Below are 17,374 nucleotides of genomic sequence, written 5' to 3'. Positions count from 1 at the left end.
CCCCCTTATTTATTTACAGGTTCAATAACAACTTGGCCTTCAACAATCCGCGCCAATTCGCTGCAACCAGGCGGCTCAAGTCTCTCATCAGGCGCACGAGCAATCAAACCAGCAATGCGAATCTGCATTGCCTGAAGACGATTCGCCATAATCGTAGCTGCCTCATTACCGCTGGCACCAGCATGAACAATGCCGCGGCAAACACCGAAAATCATAATATCTTCGTCAGCAACCACTTCCGCGCCGGGATTTACATCCCCTAAAATAACAACAGATCCTGTATATTTTATAACCTGCCCGCTGCGCAAAGTTTTACGCACAACAAGAGCATTTGTTTGGTAGCTTTCTGATCCCAAAAATTCATCAGACGTATCTAATTCTTTTTCAGACAAAGCCGCAGACTCATCAGGAACCACTTCTTGCATCGTAAGTCCATAGTCCGCCAGTAAGCTATAAAGTTGTCCTTTTTGACTTTCGGAAAAAGTCTCAGGTGCTGTCGGTACTTTTACAACAGCGCCAGCCATAAAAAAATTAGCCGCTGATTCTAGTTTCGTACGCAGTTGGGCGAGAATTGCGCTAAAATCAGCCGATTGATCAATAATAAGTTCAATTCCATCTCGATACCCTTTGAAAACAACGGTTTTGCGCATAGTGCGTTCTCCTACATTATAACAAATAAAAAGATTATACTCAGGTACAAGATTCGCTTTCTTTCGCTGATCTCCTTCTGATAATTTTATTCTTTTTCCATGAGAAAAACCCGCATAAGCGGGTCTTTCAGTAATTAAGGCTGCGACGGTAAATGAAAAGCGGCTTCAAAAATACTGCGGGCAATTGGCGCTGCCGAGGAGGTACCAAAACCGCCTTGTTCAACCATGACAACCACAACCACTTCGGGATCATCATAGGGAGCATAGGCAGCAAACCAGCCATGGTCACTGCCATGGGGATTTTCGGCAGTACCCGTTTTCCCAGCAATTTGAATTGGAAAGTTTTGAAATATGCTACCAGCTGTACCGCCTTCTTTTGCTACATCGCGCAAAGATTCGCGGATCAGATTTAACGTTCTTGGTGAAATATCTACACGACCCGTTTCTTCTGGACTGAAAGATTTTAATGTTTCACCATTATTTCCAGTCATTTTACTCACAAGATAAGGCCGATAGCGATGACCCCCATTGGCAATCTGCTCCATAATCTGAGCAACCTGAAGGGGTGTAGCTAATTGAAATCCCTGACCGATTGCAGCATCAAAAGTTTCCGACAAATACCAGTCTTCGCCATATACTTTTTCTTTATAAGCTTTATTGGCTACAAGTCCCTCAGCTTCACCAGGAAGATTAATCCCGGTAGGTACGCCAAGACCAAAGTTTCGCGCGTATTTCTCTAAATTATCAATACCTAACCGATTACCCATTTCATAAAAGTAAACATTATCAGATTTGGCCAAAGCTTCTTGGAAACTAATCCAGCCCAGAGCCTCGCCCTCCGAATTTCCCTTTGGAATAATCCAGTGTTTTCCTGTATCAAGAATTTTTTCTTCTGGTGTTACTTTACCAAGTTCCAAAGCAGCTGTACCAGTAACAACTTTGAATGTCGACCCTGGCGGATATTCACCAGAAATGGCTTTATTATCCATAGGATTAAAGGGATTTTCATTTAACACTTTCCAATCTTTTGAGGAAATCCCTGTACTAAATAAGTTCGGATTAAAAGTAGGTCGCGATACCATTGCTAAAATTTCGCCGGTCTTAGGATTTAGAACAACAGCGCTGGCCGCTTTTGCCTTTTTAAATTGCGTACGAGCCTGCAAATATGCAAGTTGTTTATCAATCGCATCTTCTGCGGCTTTCTGAATATTAGCATCAATAGTCAGCACAAGATTTTTACCAGGAATAGGTTCTTTTTTCCCCAGTACTTGAACAGGCCGCCCAGTTACATCGACTTCTACTTGATCGCCGCCGTCAACCCCACGAATTTCCTTATCATAAACTTTTTCTAAGCCAAATTTACCAATAATATCGCCCATCTTATAGCCGTCTTTTTTCTTTGTTTCTAATTCAGCGTCATTGATTTCACTTACATAACCAAATACATGAGCTGCCAATTCATTATAAACATAGCTACGAATCGGTTGAATTTCGATCATAACGCCAGGCATTTCGCTACGACGCTCTTCAATTTTCGTTACAACATCTGGGCCAATATCATTTTTTATGCGAATTGGCTCGAAATTTTGCGTTGGCTGACTTGCTTTTGCTCGTACTTCCTCTGGAGTCATACCGAGAATCGCTGCCAATTTTTGAATCACTTCATTAGAAAGAGGTCCTGACGTTGGCATAATTGATACTGTAAAGCCTGGTCGACTTGTTACTAGCGAATTACCGTTCCGATCGTAAAAATTGCCTCGTGGCGCCATTATGGGAATCAAACGTATACGATTGCCATCAGCAAGCCGCTCATAATTTTTACCTTGCAGGATCTGTAAAAAGGTAAGACGGCTAATCAGCGCGGCAAACACCAAAACAATGATTATGAAAAATACATCTAAACGATGAGTGCGTTTGATTAACATGACAGCCCTCTTTCCCAGATTAATAAAAAATTGCCTATACTATTATATTCCCGTTGTCACAGTTAATCCGCTCGCTGAAGCTCTTCTAAATTAAGTTTATATATCAGAAGATGCACCGGAATCGCAGCAAGAACATTATAGGCAAGTAGCGGTAAGAAATTATACACTATAAACGGAACCAGTTCAAACGAAAATCCTAAAAGAAGTACCATAAAAATGTAGAAAATATTATGCACGAAAGTCGCAACAATGACCGCCATCAGGGGAAGTAAAAAGTGTTCTTTAAAAACCTGCCGTTCTAGCATGCCTGCGCCATAACCGATCAACATTTTCGCTAAAACATGACAGCCAAATAAACCGCCTGAAGCGAGATCTGCCGTAAGACCTGTAAAGAAGCCAACAGCAACGCCTTTTTCCTTGCCCAGCAACAGCCCTGTTGCTAAAGTCATAATCATGAGCAAATCTGGCTTGACTCCGTTAATTGTAATGATCGGCAAAAGGGCACACTGAATCACAAACCCCAGCATAATCACCATGATCCAGCGAAGGATTTTCATGGTTTCACCGCTCCCTTCGCTGCATCCTTAGCAGCTTCCGACAGTTTTCCTGTCGGATCGGCGGCAGTGGTCCCAGAAGCGCTATTCGGTTTAACCGACGGTAAAACAGGAATAGGCTCACGAGAGTGAACAATAATAAATACTTCTTCTAATCGATCAAAATCAACAGCAGGCTTTAACACCGCATATTTTAACAAGCCGCCTTCATCATTCGCGATATCAATGACGTCGCCGACAGAAATTCCTTTAGGATATAGGCCGCCAAACCCCGATGTAACAATATGATCACCGGCAACAATATCAGCATCGCGTGACAAATTCACCATACGCGGTGCATTATGATTCGCCCCACTGCCTTCCACAATACCGGCAACACGCGATTCTGACCTTTGATTTAAGGCGCCGACTGCGCTGCGAGGATCTAATAGAAGCTGAACTTTTGCCGTAGAACCAAAAACTTGCACAACATTACCGACAAGACCTTGGGGCGTAACGACAGGCATATCTTTCGTAAGACCGTCATTCGTCCCTTTATTAATAACAATGATACTCGTCCAGGTACCTGGATCACGAGCAATGACAGTGGCTGCAACAAGATCAAACTGTGTTGCCTGCTTCTTATAATCAAGCATCAGTTTCAACCGATCATTTTCAGCAGTAATTTCTGTCATATCGGCATTTTGCTGCCGACTTGCTTCAATTTCACTTTTAAGGCGCTGATTTTCCTGATACACTGTAAAAATTTCTGTTGTCGCTGCTACAGTATGACGGATTCCGTAACCGACTTGAGAAAAAACATACTCAAATGGTGATAAAACAGTCGTTAAGGCCTGATCCATAAACGAAAACTGGAATTTTTTGTGCACAGAAGCACTAGCCAAGAGCAAAATGGTACACAAGATGACAACCAAAACTATGGTCTTTTTGCCAAAAAATCGCACTGGAAAGACTCCTTCCTAACCAAGTCGTTTCGGTGTCATCAGGACCCGTTTCAGCATATCGATACTTTCAATGGCCTTGCCTGTTCCATTTGCTACACAAGAAAGCGCATCTTCGGCAATATGCACAGGCATACCTGTTTCATTGCTCAATAACCGATCGAGACCACGCAGAAGCGATCCCCCGCCAGTCATAACAATACCACGATCCATAATATCAGAAGCAAGTTCTGGCGGTGTTTTCTCTAAAGTAACTTTCACAGCTTCTACGATGCCAAAAACCGGCTCACTTAAAGCATGCTGTACTTCACTAGCACGAATTGTAAGTGTTTTAGGCAACCCTGATACAAGATCACGACCACGAATATCAAGAACTTCATCCTTGGGCAGTGTGAGAGCAGCACCAATTGTAATTTTAATTTCTTCGGCCGTACGTTCGCCAATCATTAAGTTATAAGTACGCTTAATGTACTGTACAATGGCCTCGTCCATTTCATCGCCGCCAATACGAATCGACCGACTTGTTACAATACCGCCAAGAGAAATAACAGCAACTTCCGTTGTACCGCCACCGATATCAACAACCATATTGCCTGTCGGTTCGTGAACAGGCAGACCGGCACCAATGGCTGCAGCCATTGGCTCTTCAATTAAATAAGCTTCTCTGGCGCCAGCTTGGATCGTTGCGTCGATTACGGCACGTTTTTCTACTTCCGTAACACCGCTCGGCACGCCAACAACAACACGCGGACGGACAAAAGATTTTGTATCAATTGTTTTACCAATAAAATATTTTAACATCGATTGGGTTACATCAAAATCAGCAATAACACCATCTTTTAACGGGCGAATCGCTACAATATTGCCAGGAGTTCGTCCAATCATTTGTTTTGCCTCTTCACCAACAGCCAAAATTTCCCCAGTATCTTTTTGTATCGCAACAACAGAAGGCTCTCTTAAAACAATCCCTCTGCCTTTTAAGTGAACTAATGTGTTGGCTGTACCTAAATCAATTCCCATATCTCGGGAAAAAGATCCAAATAATTTAAACATCTAATGATACTCCTTTCAGTCCCTATACTTATTCTATTATGCCCTGTTCTTTTAAGCTAACATACTTGCCGTCCCCGATTATCACGTGATCAAGTACAGCAATATCAAGAATTTTACCGCCGTCCACTAATTGTTTTGTCAAATCTATATCTTCTCTACTCGGCTTAGGATCACCGCTTGGATGATTATGAATTAAAATCATAGCCGCAGCACTGTGATTGATTGCTTCACGAAAAACTTCCCGCGGATGGACAATTGCAGCATTTAAACTTCCTACTGCAATGGTCGGCTGCGCCACTACATGGTTTTTTGTTGAAAGCAGCAAAACAATAAAATGCTCCTTCGTCGCATAGCGCAGTCGCGGCATCATATAATCAGCTGCATCCTTGGGGCCATGAATGACAAAACGATCAACTTGGGCCAGCTGACCCAAGCGCCGGCCTAATTCAAAAGCCGCTACAATAGTCGCAGCTTTCGCCAAACCGATTCCCTTGATCCGGCTTAGTTCTTTTACAGTCAACATACTAAGGCGGGCTAGTCCCTTCGTTTCACTCAAAATTCTTTCTGATAAATGAACGGCAGATTCGCTTACAGTCCCTGTGTGAAGAATAATCGCCAGTAAATCCATATTACTAAGCGCTTCTGGTCCAGTTCGAATCAATTTCTCCCGCGGCCGTTCTTCCGCTGGCCAAGTTTTCAAGACAAACGATGAACCATCATTCATAATAGTCGCATCCCTGTTTGTTGAAGTAGTTTTGCCACCACGGAAAGCGGCAACCCGACTACATTCGTGTAATCTCCTTCTATTTTTTCCACAAATAAGGCGCCAAGTCCTTGAATGGCATAACCGCCTGCTTTATCAAGGGGTTCCTTGGTCGCCACATAAGAAGCAATCTCTTTAGAATCAATCGCTCGAAAAGTAACTTTTGTCAGGGCATAATCTGCTAGTAACGTAACAGCTTCGCCTTCACCTGGATAAAACAAGACAGCTACTCCCGTAATCACATCATGCGTTTTTCCGGCTAAGCTGTGTAGCATCGCCATAGCATCACTGGCATCTTTAGGCTTACCATAAATTTGTCCGTTTGCTGCAACAATTGTATCAGCGCCAATAATACAGTCTTTTTGATGTGCTGTTTCAGTTAGATTCCATTTTGCCATAACGGCCTGTGCTTTTTGCTTTGCTTGGAGCACAGCCAAATCAATCGGCGCCATGTGCTGTTCATTGTCTTCCTCAACATCACTGACAACGACAACATAAGGCATTCGAATTTGCTCCAATAATTCCCTTCTTCTTGGTGAAGCAGATGCTAAAACAATCATTTCCTAAGCCCCCTTAAAAACGCCGATACAGAAAAACAGCTACAAACATCCCTAAGAGGCTGACTAAATTAGGATATATAGAAAACCCGAAAACAAATCGGATTATATACAAATTCACAGTCATTGGGGGAACATCTAAAATGGGATAAGCCTTCACTAAGTAGGGAGCAATTCCTACAAGCATGGAAGAATTTGCAATCATCTCACCTAGAATTCCTCCAACTACAGCTCCTGTTAATAAAAAAAGTAAAAACAAACCGGCATTTTTTGTTTGTCCGCCTCGCACCTTGCGTCCCTCCATTATCTCTTTACCTTCAGCCTTATTTTTCTACAGACAAACAAAGAAATCCTTGTAACCCACAAGGATTTGCAGCAACTTACTTGTTCGATGCTGGAGAAGAAAACCTTACGTTTAATTTTAGCCGATTCCTGTCACTTATGCAATAGAAATGCAATGAAGAGATTTAGGAAAAGTAATGCAAAATAAAATCTTTGAATTTTACAGCTGCTGGCGATAAGTACCGATTACGGCCCCAACCCAGTTGAACAGACCGGCAACATTTATAATCATCAATTGGTAAAAAAGAAACATTATATTGATTTAGGCCTGATACACGCGGTATTAATGCCATTCCCAAACCAGCTTCGACCAAACCAACAAGCGTCCATATTTCATCACCTTCAAAGGCAATTCGCGGTGTAAGTCCTGCCTCTAGAAAGAACTGATCCAGTAAGACCCGCAAACCATAATCCTTCTTTAAGCTAATCAGCGGTTCTTCGGCCAATTCTTTTAAAGAAATACTAGCCCGGGCTGCCAGCGGATGCTTTTCCGTAGAAACAGCAAAAATTTCCTCCTGAAATAAAGGCTCTGCCTCAATAAGATTTTCATCATAGGGCGATGAAAAAATACATAGATCAATAGCCCCGTCAGCCAATTCTTCTAGCATAACATGGCTCGCATTTTGAGAAAATTTAAATTCAATGAAGGGATGCTGCAACCGAAAACTACCAAGTAAACTAGGTAAAAGATTCGGCCCTAGGGAATGTATAAAAGCAATTGAAACAGTACCATAGTCAGGATCCAGCATTTCCTGAATCACTTTTTTACCTGTATCTAATTCTAACAACGCCTTTTCTACATGTTTTAAGAAAATATGACCATATCTATTGAGCTGTAAACTCTTCCCTTTTCGCTCAAAGAGCGGGAATCCTAGCTCTTCTTCTAATTTTGCAATAGAGCGGCTTAAGGCAGGCTGAGAAATTGAAAGCCGGTCTGCGGCCTTAGTCATATGTTCTAATTGCGCCACCATCTTAAAGTAAGTTAATTGGCTCCATTCCATTCATTTTCGCCTCCCTTTTTATTATATAACTTTTTTGCATTAAATCAATGTAAAATATGCATTGGAAACATAAAAGAAATCCTTGTATAGTATAGATAAATAATTAAAGGCCTGACAATCAGAAGATTGTCAGGCCCAAGTTCTAGCAGTAAAAAGTAAGTAGCTTATTTAATTAAAGCATTCCCGTCCAAGTCCAGTAAGTGAAGACAAAGAGGAAATAAAGCGCAATACCGACGATTGTCATCGGAATACCGACTTTAATCATATCTTTTGTTTCAAAAGTATCGGTAGCATAAGGAATCATGGCTTGTGGTGAATGAACCGGCAAAATGAAGGCAAAATATACGCAGAAGGTAGAAAGCATAACCATACCAACCATCGGCAGCTGCGGATTATTCAAGCTGAGTAAAAAGCCTACAACAGTTGGTACTACTGCAGCCGTTGCTGAAGTGATACTAGCAAAAGCGAAGCGAAGAATCAAAATGCCTACTGTAATTGTAGCAATCATCACATATAGAGGCATATTACCTACGCCCAGCGCACCAAGCGAGCTTTTCGCCAACCAGATAGCAGCACCAGAGGACAGCAGCATTTCGCCTAAGGAAATCCCAGCACCAAAGAGAAGAATGGTACCCCAATCGACCTTGTTCACAACATCTTTAAATGTTGCTACACCGGAATAAGGTGAAAGCATAAGCAGAACTGAGAAAATAGCCACTGTATTGGCATCAATATGATGGAAAGACTCTGTAGCCCAGCCTACGATTGTTAAAGCAAAAATTACAGATATTTTTCTTTCCAGTTTACTCATTGGTCCAAGTTCAGCGATGGCTTTATCAACGGTTTCTTTACCGCCAGGAACTTCTTTAAATTCAAATTTTGTCATACGAGTAATGATAAAGTAGAATGCAATGGACATAGCGATACAGAAAGGCTCAGCCCACATAAACCATTGACCCCAAGACACAGGTGAATTTAATGATTTTGATAAAAAGCCGCTGGCAACAGCATTTGGAGCGCCACCAGAAAGTACGCCAATACCGGAGATTGATGTGCCAATCGCAATGCAGACTAAAAGCTGTCTAGCAAACTGGCTTTTCTTATCCAATTTAAATGCAGCAATAAGACCCATAGCAATCGGTGTTAAAGTAGCTGCACGAGCTGTGATCGAAGGGATCAGGAAAGTCAGAATTAAAGTAACAAGAATCATACCCGCAAAGATACTATTTGTTTTAGTACCAACCATTTTGATAATTGTTAAAGCAATTCTTTTTTCCAGGCCAGTGTGCAATATACAAGCCGCCATAAACAGACCTGCCGCTACAAGCACCCAGCCCGTGTTAATAAAACCACTGAGAGCTAAAGGAATCGCTTTGCCTGTGCCCAGTAAAGCGCCTTCTACGCCTTTAGCGGGAGCAAAGCCAACAAATATAATTAGAAAAGCAATAATGCCAATTGCACTCACAGGATACGAAACAGCTTCGGAAATCCACATGATAACGGCAAACAAGAGTACTGCTAACACTCTCTGCCCGGCTGTTGATAAACCGCCGCCAGGATTCGGCATAAATGCAACGCCTAACATTACAACAAGACCGATAATGATCCAGAGAATTTTCCCTGGTGCCGGTGATTTTTTATCTGCCATGATAAAACCTCCTTGGATGAATAACTAAGTTACTGCCTTACTTTCATTTCTAGCAAAAGCCACTACTATTCTTCCCCTTTACTGTTTCACTTATACGATACCAGTAACGCTATACCAAGCTACAATCGCAAAAGCCACTAAAACCTTTAAACCTGTTAATACGGCAATATCGCCATAGGCTTCTTTATAAGCCAAACCGCAAACTCCCATCAATGTCAGCAAAGCGCCATTATGCGGCAGTGTATCAAGGCCAGATGAAGCGAGGCAGACAACACGATGAAGAATTTCCGGCGACATTCCGATACTATTCGCCCAAGCCAGCCAGTCATGGCCTAAAAGACCAAGAGCGATCGTCATCCCGCCAGAAGCTGAACCGGAAAGTACGATCATGACATTGGTTGTAATAACTTCGGAAATCAGCGGACCAGAACCAATATGCAGATTTAAAAGCCCTTCTTTGACAATTTGGAAACTGCCTAAGCTTGTAATAACGCTACCAAAAGCAAATACGGAAGCTGTGTTCATAACTGCAGCTAAGGAAGAATGTGCGCCAGCATTCAGCTGTTTTGCAAACCCTTGTTCTTTTAAGCGTTTACGGCCTAAAATCAAAGCGGCAACTGAAGCAACAGCCAAAGCAATTTCTAATGACCAAAGCGCCTGTGTTTTATCAACAGATGTGCTTAACAACGGTAATTTCAACGCTTTTAGCGGTTCTAAGAGAGCTGACTGCCAGTGATAAGCCCAAGACCAACCAAAGGGATTGCTTAAAAAAAGATTTAAGCCAAGAATTATGACAAAAGGAATCAACGAAATTTTCCACGAAGGCAATTTGCTTTCGTCAATTGGATCAGGTTCATTGAGCGTATGGTTGCCATAACCTTCGCCTTTCGCGGCCAAAGTTTTGTAACGGTAAGTTAACCAGCCCCAAGCAATAAAGAAGAAGGCTAAACCGCTTATAATACTGTCGATAGGAGCAGCCCATGTCGAAGTACCAAAAAATACGGAAGGAACGATATTCTGAATTTGCGGTGTACCAGGAAAAGCCACCATGGCATAGGAGAAAATTCCCATCCAAAGCGTCGCTGGCATGAGGCGTTTCGGAATATCCGCAGCCCGAAATAAGAAGGCAGCTACTGGATATAAAACAAAGACCCCAACAAATACATTAATACCGCCGTAAGTCATTAATCCGCCGCCTAACAAAACAGCCAAAATAGCTCTTTCCTTGCCAAGTTTTTTGGCAATCATATTAGCCAACGATCCAACCATACCGCTCTGCTCCATCAATCGCGCAAAGACGGCGCCTAATAAAAACACAGGATAGTACAGCTTGATAAATTCCGCTGCTTTCGTCATATAAAGTTCGCCGTAAACCGGCATAATAGCCATGCTTCCTACCGAAGCAGCTAGCATAGCAAATAAAGGAGCAAGAATAATAATGGAAAAACCACGGTAAGCAAATACAATGAGTAGCATCAGACTAAGAGCAATCATAAGTAATTCCATACACGTCACCTGATTTCTATATTTATCTTATCATAGGGATTTCTGCATTTACAATTTTTGGCACGACTTCTATGCCAAAAAATATTTACCCTATCATCTTTCCATCAGGAGGCTGTTTTCATTTGAGGCACGGAGATTCACTCTTAAATCCTAGGTCTCATTATATTGAAAATAAAAAGTCTCGAAATTTATTAAATGATGAGCAATATTCTGACATATATTCGTGCAAAATTGCAAAGACCAAGAAGCCTTAACGGCTTCTTGGTGTTTTTTTTAGCCGATTACGATCAGCGGAGTGCCAGCTTGTACGGGGTCGCCAGCTTTTACCAGAATTTCTTTTACAACGCCGTCAGCGCTGGAAAGAACTGGATTGTGCATTTTCATAGCTTCCATAACGATCAGTTCCTGACCATTTTTTACAGCGTCGCCAACACTTACTTTAATGCTGATAATTTTACCAGGCATAGGTGAAGCAACTTTTGTGCCAGGGCCGCCAGCGGAAGGAGCAGGAGCTGCTTTCGGTGCTGGTGCAGGTGCTGCTGCCGGAGCAGGAGCTGCTTTCGGTGCTGCTACAGGAGCTGCTTTCGGTGCTGCTGGAGCTGCTACGCCGCCGATTTCTTCAACAGCGACTTCATAAGTTTTACCATTTACTGTGATTGAATAATTTTTCATGATAAATCCTCCTTCAATATCATACAATCATTTTTTCCTTGCTTATAGGCCGCCCATAAGATCCTGACGACCAGACATTACCCAAGCTTCTCCGCCGCGGCTAATGCTTACAATGTTTACATTAGCACCTTCGGAAATTGCCGCAATTGCAGCTGTAATCACTGCAATCAACTCACTGTCATCTTCTTCGACAGGAGCTGCCGCAACTGGAGTAGCTGCCGGAGCTGCTGGCGTTGCCGCCATCGCTGCCGGAGCAGTTGGATTATTCTGCTCTTCTCTTTTTTCTTGTGCTTCTGACATTACTTTCCAAACATAGCAGACCACAAGAATTATAACTAGAGCTATAAAAAATGTCAACATGAGGTATTTCCCCCCCTTTCACAGATACGTACTGACTACATTGCAGCCAGCACTTTTACTTTTTACTATCAGAACCGTCTGCCAGACTACTATGTTCCATCTCTTCACGAAGTTGAGCAAGCATTTTTTTCTGCTCTTTTCGCACGACACAGAAATAATAACCTAGTGTGACGATCATGCCTAGCACAAAAGCGGTCACATTCAAGTGTATCACCTCGTTCAAGGGTTATTGCTAAAATCAAGGGAAAGAAGGCGACATATGACCATAGGCTTCTAAATAACTCTTCGCCAAATCGGTATTAACTTCTACCACTTCGGCGTTGAATCCTTTCAGGTCTTCCGGTACCTCACTCAGTTTTGCTACCTCTTCGACGGAAGTAACAATTGCACCATGAGGAACAAATTTACCATCAGGAATTGTTACGCCGATAACTTTAGCCCCATGGCCAACAAAGCAGTTATCACCGATTACTGAAGAGTGAACAACTGTATTAAAACCGATAAAGGAATTTGTGCCAATTGCCGCAGGTCCATGAATAATGCAAGCATGAGCACAGGAAGATTTTTCGCCTACAAAAATAGAATAATTTTGCCCGTTTCGTTGTACTGCTTTGTCCTTTAATCCATGCATAATTACATTGTCTTGCACATTGACGTTATCGCTAAGATGAATAGTACCGCCTTCGTCAGCCCGTAGGCTGGCTCCAGGACTAACTAAAACATGTTTGCCAACTTCTACTTTACCAATTAAGGTTGCTGTAGGAGAAATAAAGGAGTATTCCGATACTTCCGGAGTAAACGCGCCAGAAAACCAGGGAGTTTTTATACTTTTTCCAATCATAGTATTCGCTCCAATCAAATTCGAGTATCGTACAATCTTAAGAAAAAGAAACCAGTTTCACTATTCCGGGAAAATTAGGAAACCATAATGCAGAACTTACAAAGAGTTCTGCATTATGATTTAAAAAACCTTTAATTAATGAACGCCTAGGAGCGCCAGCATGATACCACCGGAAATAGCTGTACCAAATACACCAGCAAGGTTTGGTCCCATAGCATGCATAATCAAGAAGTTGTAAGGATTTTCTTTTAAAGCAACTACGTGAGCAACACGCGCTGCGATAGGTACCGAAGCAATACCAGCCGAACCGATCAAAGGATTGATTTTGCCGCCGGAAAGTTTGTACATAATACGTCCGCCGATAATACCGGAGAAAGTACCGCCAGCAAAAGCGATCAAACCAAGAACAACGATTTCAATCGTTTCGAAAGTCAAGAAAGTATCAGCATTCATAGTGGAACCGATAGCAACCGTCAACGTAATGATGATGATATTGATCAAATCATTTGCTGCTGTTTGAGCCAAACGATCAACCACGCCGCATTCACGAAGCAAGTTGCCAAGCATCAGCATCGTGATGAGCGGAGCAACTGGAGGAAGTAACAAGTCAACAATAACAGCGATAACCATTGGGAATACGATTTTTTCTAAACGGCTTACAGGACGAACCTGCGTCATGATAACCATACGTTCTTTTTTCGTTGTGAAGAGTTTCATGATTGGCGGCTGAATGAGTGGCATCAGCGCCATGTAGGAATAAGCTGCTACGGAAATCTGTGGTAACAAATGCGGTGCTAATTTCATGGTAACGAAGATAGCCATTGGGCCGTCAGCGCCGCCGATAATACCGATTGCGCCAGCTTCTGCTAAGGAGAAGCCCAGCATTTTAGCGCCAATTAATGCAATAAAGATACCTAAATGAGCTGCAGCTCCTAAGATAATAACACTTGGATTCGAAATCATCGGTCCAAAGTCAGTCATTGCGCCAACGCCGAGGAAAATCAGCGGAGGAATAATAATGAGAGCAACCCCCTGGTAAGCATACCAGAACAATCCGCCTGGGTCCGCTAACCCAGATCCCGGAGCGTTTGTTACGATACAAGCAAAACCAATACCAATTAAGAGTAATGGTTCGTATTTTTTCACAATTGCTAAGAAAACGAAAACAATACCGACGAGCATCATGATAATGTTGCCATACCATAAATGCATTACGCCAGTCTGATTGACCATGTCAATCATCAGTGAGCCTATTTGTTCAAGCATGTAGTTGTTTACCTCCTATAAAAATCTAATTCTTAGTGACCGCCTTTTAACTTCTCTTCATTAATTTCGCCAAGTTTATTGAGCATGGGGAACAGGTATAACACAAGGCCGATGCCCCAAATAATAACGAAACTCAAAATAAAGTCAATGACGCTGAGTAGGATGGAGCCTTCAATTGTATCAGGTACTGTCATGTGCATTCTCCTTTCTAAAGCTAATTATATATAACAACGAGCTTGGCGGAAGCTCTCAGTTAAGTCTCGTCAAGCTCGCTATTATTGAGGTGTAATAGGCTGAACTCTTATAAAGGAATATTGCCGTGTTTTTTCTTCGGACGATCTTCCCGTTTCGTAGCCAGCATATTTAATGCATTAACAACAGCTGGTCTCGTCTGGCTTGGTTCAATGACGATATCAACAAAACCGCGTTCTGCTGCTTTATACGGATTCGCAAAGTCTTTAATATATTCTTCCGTTTTAGCTTTGATGTTTTCATCGCCGCGGAAGATAATGTTCGCTGCGCCAGCAGGTCCCATAACAGCAATTTCAGCGGAAGGCCAAGCAAGAACTTGGTCAGCGCCAAGATCTTTCGAGCACATAGCCAGATAAGATCCGCCGTAAGCTTTACGGGTAATAACCGTAATCTTAGGTACCGTAGCTTCAGAGTAAGCATAAAGCATTTTGGCGCCATGACGGATAACTCCGCCGTATTCCTGCTGCGTACCAGGCAAGAAGCCAGGAACATCGACAATTGTCAATACAGGTACATTGAAGGCGTCACAAGTCCGAACAAAGCGAGCTGCTTTATCGGAAGCGTTGATATCGAGGCAGCCTGCCATAACAGCTGGCTGGTTGGCAATAATACCAACAGACTGGCCGTCAATACGAGCATAGCAAGTGATCATGTTTTTCGCAAAATGCGTTGCTACGTCGAAATATTCGCCATTATCAACAATCGATTTAATGACATCATACATGTTATAAGGCATGTTCGGGTTGTCAGGCAGTAACGTATCAAGAGCTGGATCGACACGAGCCGGATCATCACCAGTTTCTACAATCGGAGCTTCTTCCATATTGTTGTTTGGTAAGAAGCTTAAGAGATAGCGAACTTGGTTAAGAGCGTCTTCATCGTTTTCAGCTGCAAACTGTGCTACGCCGGAAGTCTGGTTATGAGTCATAGCACCGCCCAGAGCTTCTGCTGTAACTTCTTCCGCCGTAACGGATTTAATAACAGCAGGACCTGTTAAGAACATTTGGCTCGTATTTTTAACCATGAAGATAAAGTCAGTTAATGCCGGAGAATATACTGCGCCGCCAGCACTTGGTCCCATGATTACAGAAATCTGCGGGATTACGCCGGAAGCCATGGTGTTATTGAAGAAAATGCGGCCATAACCGGAAAGAGCGTCAACAGCTTCCTGAATTCTAGCACCGCCGGAATCAGCAAGACCGATGATTGGTGCGCCCATTTTCAGAGCAAGGCTCTGCACTTTAGCAATTTTTGCTGCATGCATTTCGCCGAGAGCACCGCCAATGACAGTGAAATCTTGAGCAAATACATAAACGAGACGACCATCAACTGTACCATAACCAGTTGTTACGCCTTCACCAGGAGCCTCTTTGCCAGCCATATCAAAGTTTACGCAACGATGCGTTACAAATTGATCAAGCTCCACAAAAGAACCTGGATCTAAGAGAAGATTGATTCTTTCTCTTGAAGTCAGTTTTCCTTTGGCATGCTGTTTATCAATGGATTTTTTTCCGCCGCCCAGAAGAATTTTTTCCTGGCGTTTTCTTAAATCTTGGATTTTTTCTTGAATTGTAGCCATACTACACCTCCGTTAAATGTCGGAACAAGATCTATACTTATTTACGTTCAGAAAGTTCGAGCAAAATGCCGCCCGTTGCTTTCGGATGTACAAAGGCAATGCTAGCGCCGCCGGCACCATAGCGAGGAGTTTCATCAATAAGACGTACGCCTTTTTCTTTCAAGTCAGCCAAAGCGTTTACGATATTATCAACGCGAAGGGCAACATGCTGAATTCCTTGGCCATTTTTGTCAATGTATTTAGCAATAGGGCCATCAGGAGAAGTGGATTCTAACAATTCCAATTCGCTGTCGCCACAAGGCAAGAAGCATACTTTTACTTTCTGCTGTTCAACAACTTCTTCACCCATAGCTTTTACACCAAGAATTTCAGTATAAAATTTCTTAGCTTCTTCCAAATCCTTTACGGCAATACCAATATGGTCTACTTTTAAAACATTAAACATGTTATTTCCTCCCTTTTGGTACTTCTCATTTTAAAATTATTTTAAAACTTTGCTCAGGATTTCACTAACAATAGTATAAGGGTCTTTCTCCCTTTTTTCAACACTTGACAAAATAGCGTCAAATTGCTCGCCAGAAACAACATTTTTTCTAACGTAACGACCAATTTCATCATCAATCATTGCGGTAAGTTCATTAGCAATCCGTTTTCTACGCCGTTCCGCTAGTTTACCTGTTTCATCTAAATATGTCAAATGTTCTTGCATTTTTGCAATTAATTCACTAATCCCATTGTTTTGGTGAGCAACGGTTTTCATAACAGGCGGTCGCCAATCAGTTTTATACTGATCAAGATCAAGCATCATTTCGAGCTCAATATTCAAGCGATCCACACCATCACGATCTGCTTTATTAATAACAAAAATATCGCCAATTTCAAGGATACCTGCTTTTATCGCCTGTATATCGTCACCCATTCCGGGAATTAAAACAACGGCAGTTGTATCAGCCATTTTGACGATATCAACTTCCGATTGCCCTACACCTACAGTTTCGACAAAAATCACATCTTTACCAAAAGCATCCAAAATTTTGACGACATCTGCAGTTTTGCGGGATAAACCGCCTAAACTGCCTCGAGTACCCATACTGCGAATAAACACACCTTCATCAAGTGTTAAATCATTCATCCGAATCCGGTCACCTAAGATCGCTCCGCCGGAAAACGGACTCGTGGGGTCGATTGCAATAATACCCACCGTTTTTCCCTGACGCCGACATTCTTTAACAAGTTTATCAGTCAAAGTACTTTTGCCTGCGCCCGGAGGACCAGTGATGCCAATGACATGTGCCCTGCCAGTATGACTATAAAGCGCTTTCATGATTTCTACAGCGCTGTCATATTCATTTTCAACTGCAGTAATGGCCCGCGATAAAGCCAGCCGTGATCCTGCCAGTATTTCTTTTGCTATGTCCAAATTTTGCACCACCTTATGGGTTTCTGCTGCCTGCTAAAAATAGC

General features: G+C 42.4%; 20 protein-coding genes. All 20 read right to left on the bottom strand.

Translation table 11 applies throughout. From position 1 onward, the window contains the following. Positions 1 to 5: 5 nt before the first annotated feature. Positions 6 to 650 (bottom strand): septum site-determining protein MinC, encoded by a 645-nt coding sequence (gene minC, locus AC0NJP_RS01215; protein WP_474038092.1) that lies wholly within the window; start codon positions 648 to 650, stop codon positions 6 to 8. A gap of 134 nt (positions 651 to 784) precedes the next feature. Continuing rightward, on the bottom strand, positions 785 to 2,575 hold the full coding sequence (gene mrdA / locus AC0NJP_RS01210) for a penicillin-binding protein 2 (protein ID WP_474038090.1): 1,791 nt from the start codon (positions 2,573 to 2,575) through the stop codon (positions 785 to 787). 62 nt (positions 2,576 to 2,637) lie between these two features. Continuing rightward, a complete protein-coding gene (mreD, locus tag AC0NJP_RS01205) occupies positions 2,638 to 3,132 on the bottom strand; it encodes a rod shape-determining protein MreD (RefSeq protein WP_474038089.1) in 495 nt (164 codons plus the stop codon). Continuing rightward, positions 3,129 to 4,073, bottom strand: a complete 945-nt coding sequence (gene mreC / locus AC0NJP_RS01200; RefSeq protein ID WP_474038088.1) for a rod shape-determining protein MreC — start codon at positions 4,071 to 4,073, stop codon at positions 3,129 to 3,131. Before mreC ends, mreD begins: the two co-directional genes overlap by 4 nt. A 15-nt stretch (positions 4,074 to 4,088) precedes the next feature. Then, on the bottom strand, positions 4,089 to 5,123 hold the full coding sequence (locus AC0NJP_RS01195; protein ID WP_474038087.1) for a rod shape-determining protein: 1,035 nt from the start codon (positions 5,121 to 5,123) through the stop codon (positions 4,089 to 4,091). 28 nt (positions 5,124 to 5,151) lie between these two features. Further along, complete coding sequence (radC, locus tag AC0NJP_RS01190; RefSeq protein ID WP_474038085.1) at positions 5,152 to 5,847, bottom strand: RadC family protein; 696 nt, start codon at positions 5,845 to 5,847, stop codon at positions 5,152 to 5,154. Further along, a complete protein-coding gene (locus AC0NJP_RS01185; RefSeq protein ID WP_474698507.1) occupies positions 5,844 to 6,446 on the bottom strand; it encodes a Maf family protein in 603 nt (200 codons plus the stop codon). Before AC0NJP_RS01185 ends, radC begins: the two co-directional genes overlap by 4 nt. 13 nt (positions 6,447 to 6,459) lie before the next feature. After that, entirely contained in the window at positions 6,460 to 6,747 is a 288-nt protein-coding gene (locus AC0NJP_RS01180; protein WP_474038083.1) for a DUF4321 domain-containing protein, read from the bottom strand. A gap of 163 nt (positions 6,748 to 6,910) precedes the next feature. Continuing rightward, positions 6,911 to 7,786 carry a LysR family transcriptional regulator gene (locus AC0NJP_RS01175; protein ID WP_474038082.1) on the bottom strand — a complete coding sequence of 292 codons (876 nt, stop codon included), beginning with the start codon at positions 7,784 to 7,786 and terminating at the stop codon, positions 6,911 to 6,913. Positions 7,787 to 7,958: 172 nt separating this feature from the next. Beyond that, positions 7,959 to 9,434 (bottom strand): SLC13 family permease, encoded by a 1,476-nt coding sequence (locus AC0NJP_RS01170; protein ID WP_474038080.1) that lies wholly within the window; start codon positions 9,432 to 9,434, stop codon positions 7,959 to 7,961. A 90-nt stretch (positions 9,435 to 9,524) separates the two neighbouring features. After that, positions 9,525 to 10,940: a GntP family permease gene (locus AC0NJP_RS01165; RefSeq protein WP_474038079.1), complete on the bottom strand. Its 1,416-nt coding sequence runs from the start codon at positions 10,938 to 10,940 to the stop codon at positions 9,525 to 9,527. A gap of 273 nt (positions 10,941 to 11,213) precedes the next feature. Next, a complete protein-coding gene (locus AC0NJP_RS01160; RefSeq protein ID WP_474038078.1) occupies positions 11,214 to 11,612 on the bottom strand; it encodes a biotin/lipoyl-containing protein in 399 nt (132 codons plus the stop codon). Between the two features lie 42 nt (positions 11,613 to 11,654). Beyond that, positions 11,655 to 11,972, bottom strand: coding sequence for an OadG family transporter subunit (locus AC0NJP_RS01155; RefSeq protein WP_474038077.1), 318 nt, complete (start codon positions 11,970 to 11,972; stop codon positions 11,655 to 11,657). 55 nt (positions 11,973 to 12,027) lie between these two features. Further along, a complete protein-coding gene (locus AC0NJP_RS01150; protein ID WP_474038076.1) occupies positions 12,028 to 12,177 on the bottom strand; it encodes a hypothetical protein in 150 nt (49 codons plus the stop codon). 33 nt (positions 12,178 to 12,210) lie between these two features. Beyond that, positions 12,211 to 12,813 carry an LbetaH domain-containing protein gene (locus AC0NJP_RS01145; RefSeq protein WP_474038075.1) on the bottom strand — a complete coding sequence of 201 codons (603 nt, stop codon included), beginning with the start codon at positions 12,811 to 12,813 and terminating at the stop codon, positions 12,211 to 12,213. A gap of 135 nt (positions 12,814 to 12,948) precedes the next feature. Next, the gene (locus AC0NJP_RS01140; protein WP_474038074.1) at positions 12,949 to 14,079 is read right to left on the bottom strand and encodes a sodium ion-translocating decarboxylase subunit beta; all 1,131 of its coding nucleotides are present in this window, start codon (positions 14,077 to 14,079) and stop codon (positions 12,949 to 12,951) included. A 32-nt stretch (positions 14,080 to 14,111) separates the two neighbouring features. Then, positions 14,112 to 14,273 (bottom strand): hypothetical protein, encoded by a 162-nt coding sequence (locus AC0NJP_RS01135; RefSeq protein WP_474038073.1) that lies wholly within the window; start codon positions 14,271 to 14,273, stop codon positions 14,112 to 14,114. Positions 14,274 to 14,380: 107 nt separating this feature from the next. Further along, a complete protein-coding gene (gene mmdA, locus AC0NJP_RS01130; protein WP_474038072.1) occupies positions 14,381 to 15,910 on the bottom strand; it encodes a methylmalonyl-CoA decarboxylase subunit alpha in 1,530 nt (509 codons plus the stop codon). Positions 15,911 to 15,947: 37 nt separating this feature from the next. After that, positions 15,948 to 16,355, bottom strand: a complete 408-nt coding sequence (gene mce / locus AC0NJP_RS01125) for a methylmalonyl-CoA epimerase (protein WP_474038071.1) — start codon at positions 16,353 to 16,355, stop codon at positions 15,948 to 15,950. A gap of 36 nt (positions 16,356 to 16,391) precedes the next feature. Next, positions 16,392 to 17,330 (bottom strand): methylmalonyl Co-A mutase-associated GTPase MeaB, encoded by a 939-nt coding sequence (gene meaB / locus AC0NJP_RS01120; protein WP_474038069.1) that lies wholly within the window; start codon positions 17,328 to 17,330, stop codon positions 16,392 to 16,394. Positions 17,331 to 17,374 lie beyond the last annotated feature (44 nt).

Source organism: Pelorhabdus sp. sgz311002 (assembly GCF_056134285.1).
The sequence above is the reverse complement of the archived record's forward strand: the minus strand, read 5'-3'. Positions and strand labels throughout refer to the sequence as shown.

What these genes read in the sequence shown, in the direction of transcription:
- minC (WP_474038092.1), bottom strand. Translation starts at nt 650, where the DNA reads ATGCGCAAAACCGTTGTTTTCAAAGGGTATCGAGATGGAATTGAACTT.
- mrdA (WP_474038090.1), bottom strand. Translation starts at nt 2,575, where the DNA reads ATGTTAATCAAACGCACTCATCGTTTAGATGTATTTTTCATAATCATT.
- mreD (WP_474038089.1), bottom strand. Translation starts at nt 3,132, where the DNA reads ATGAAAATCCTTCGCTGGATCATGGTGATTATGCTGGGGTTTGTGATT.
- AC0NJP_RS01195 (WP_474038087.1), bottom strand. Translation starts at nt 5,123, where the DNA reads ATGTTTAAATTATTTGGATCTTTTTCCCGAGATATGGGAATTGATTTA.
- radC (WP_474038085.1), bottom strand. Translation starts at nt 5,847, where the DNA reads ATGAATGATGGTTCATCGTTTGTCTTGAAAACTTGGCCAGCGGAAGAA.
- AC0NJP_RS01185 (WP_474698507.1), bottom strand. Translation starts at nt 6,446, where the DNA reads ATGATTGTTTTAGCATCTGCTTCACCAAGAAGAAGGGAATTATTGGAG.
- AC0NJP_RS01180 (WP_474038083.1), bottom strand. Translation starts at nt 6,747, where the DNA reads ATGGAGGGACGCAAGGTGCGAGGCGGACAAACAAAAAATGCCGGTTTG.
- AC0NJP_RS01175 (WP_474038082.1), bottom strand. Translation starts at nt 7,786, where the DNA reads ATGGAATGGAGCCAATTAACTTACTTTAAGATGGTGGCGCAATTAGAA.
- AC0NJP_RS01170 (WP_474038080.1), bottom strand. Translation starts at nt 9,434, where the DNA reads ATGGCAGATAAAAAATCACCGGCACCAGGGAAAATTCTCTGGATCATT.
- AC0NJP_RS01165 (WP_474038079.1), bottom strand. Translation starts at nt 10,940, where the DNA reads ATGGAATTACTTATGATTGCTCTTAGTCTGATGCTACTCATTGTATTT.
- AC0NJP_RS01160 (WP_474038078.1), bottom strand. Translation starts at nt 11,612, where the DNA reads ATGAAAAATTATTCAATCACAGTAAATGGTAAAACTTATGAAGTCGCT.
- AC0NJP_RS01155 (WP_474038077.1), bottom strand. Translation starts at nt 11,972, where the DNA reads ATGTTGACATTTTTTATAGCTCTAGTTATAATTCTTGTGGTCTGCTAT.
- AC0NJP_RS01145 (WP_474038075.1), bottom strand. Translation starts at nt 12,813, where the DNA reads ATGATTGGAAAAAGTATAAAAACTCCCTGGTTTTCTGGCGCGTTTACT.
- AC0NJP_RS01140 (WP_474038074.1), bottom strand. Translation starts at nt 14,079, where the DNA reads ATGCTTGAACAAATAGGCTCACTGATGATTGACATGGTCAATCAGACT.
- AC0NJP_RS01135 (WP_474038073.1), bottom strand. Translation starts at nt 14,273, where the DNA reads ATGACAGTACCTGATACAATTGAAGGCTCCATCCTACTCAGCGTCATT.
- mmdA (WP_474038072.1), bottom strand. Translation starts at nt 15,910, where the DNA reads ATGGCTACAATTCAAGAAAAAATCCAAGATTTAAGAAAACGCCAGGAA.
- mce (WP_474038071.1), bottom strand. Translation starts at nt 16,355, where the DNA reads ATGTTTAATGTTTTAAAAGTAGACCATATTGGTATTGCCGTAAAGGAT.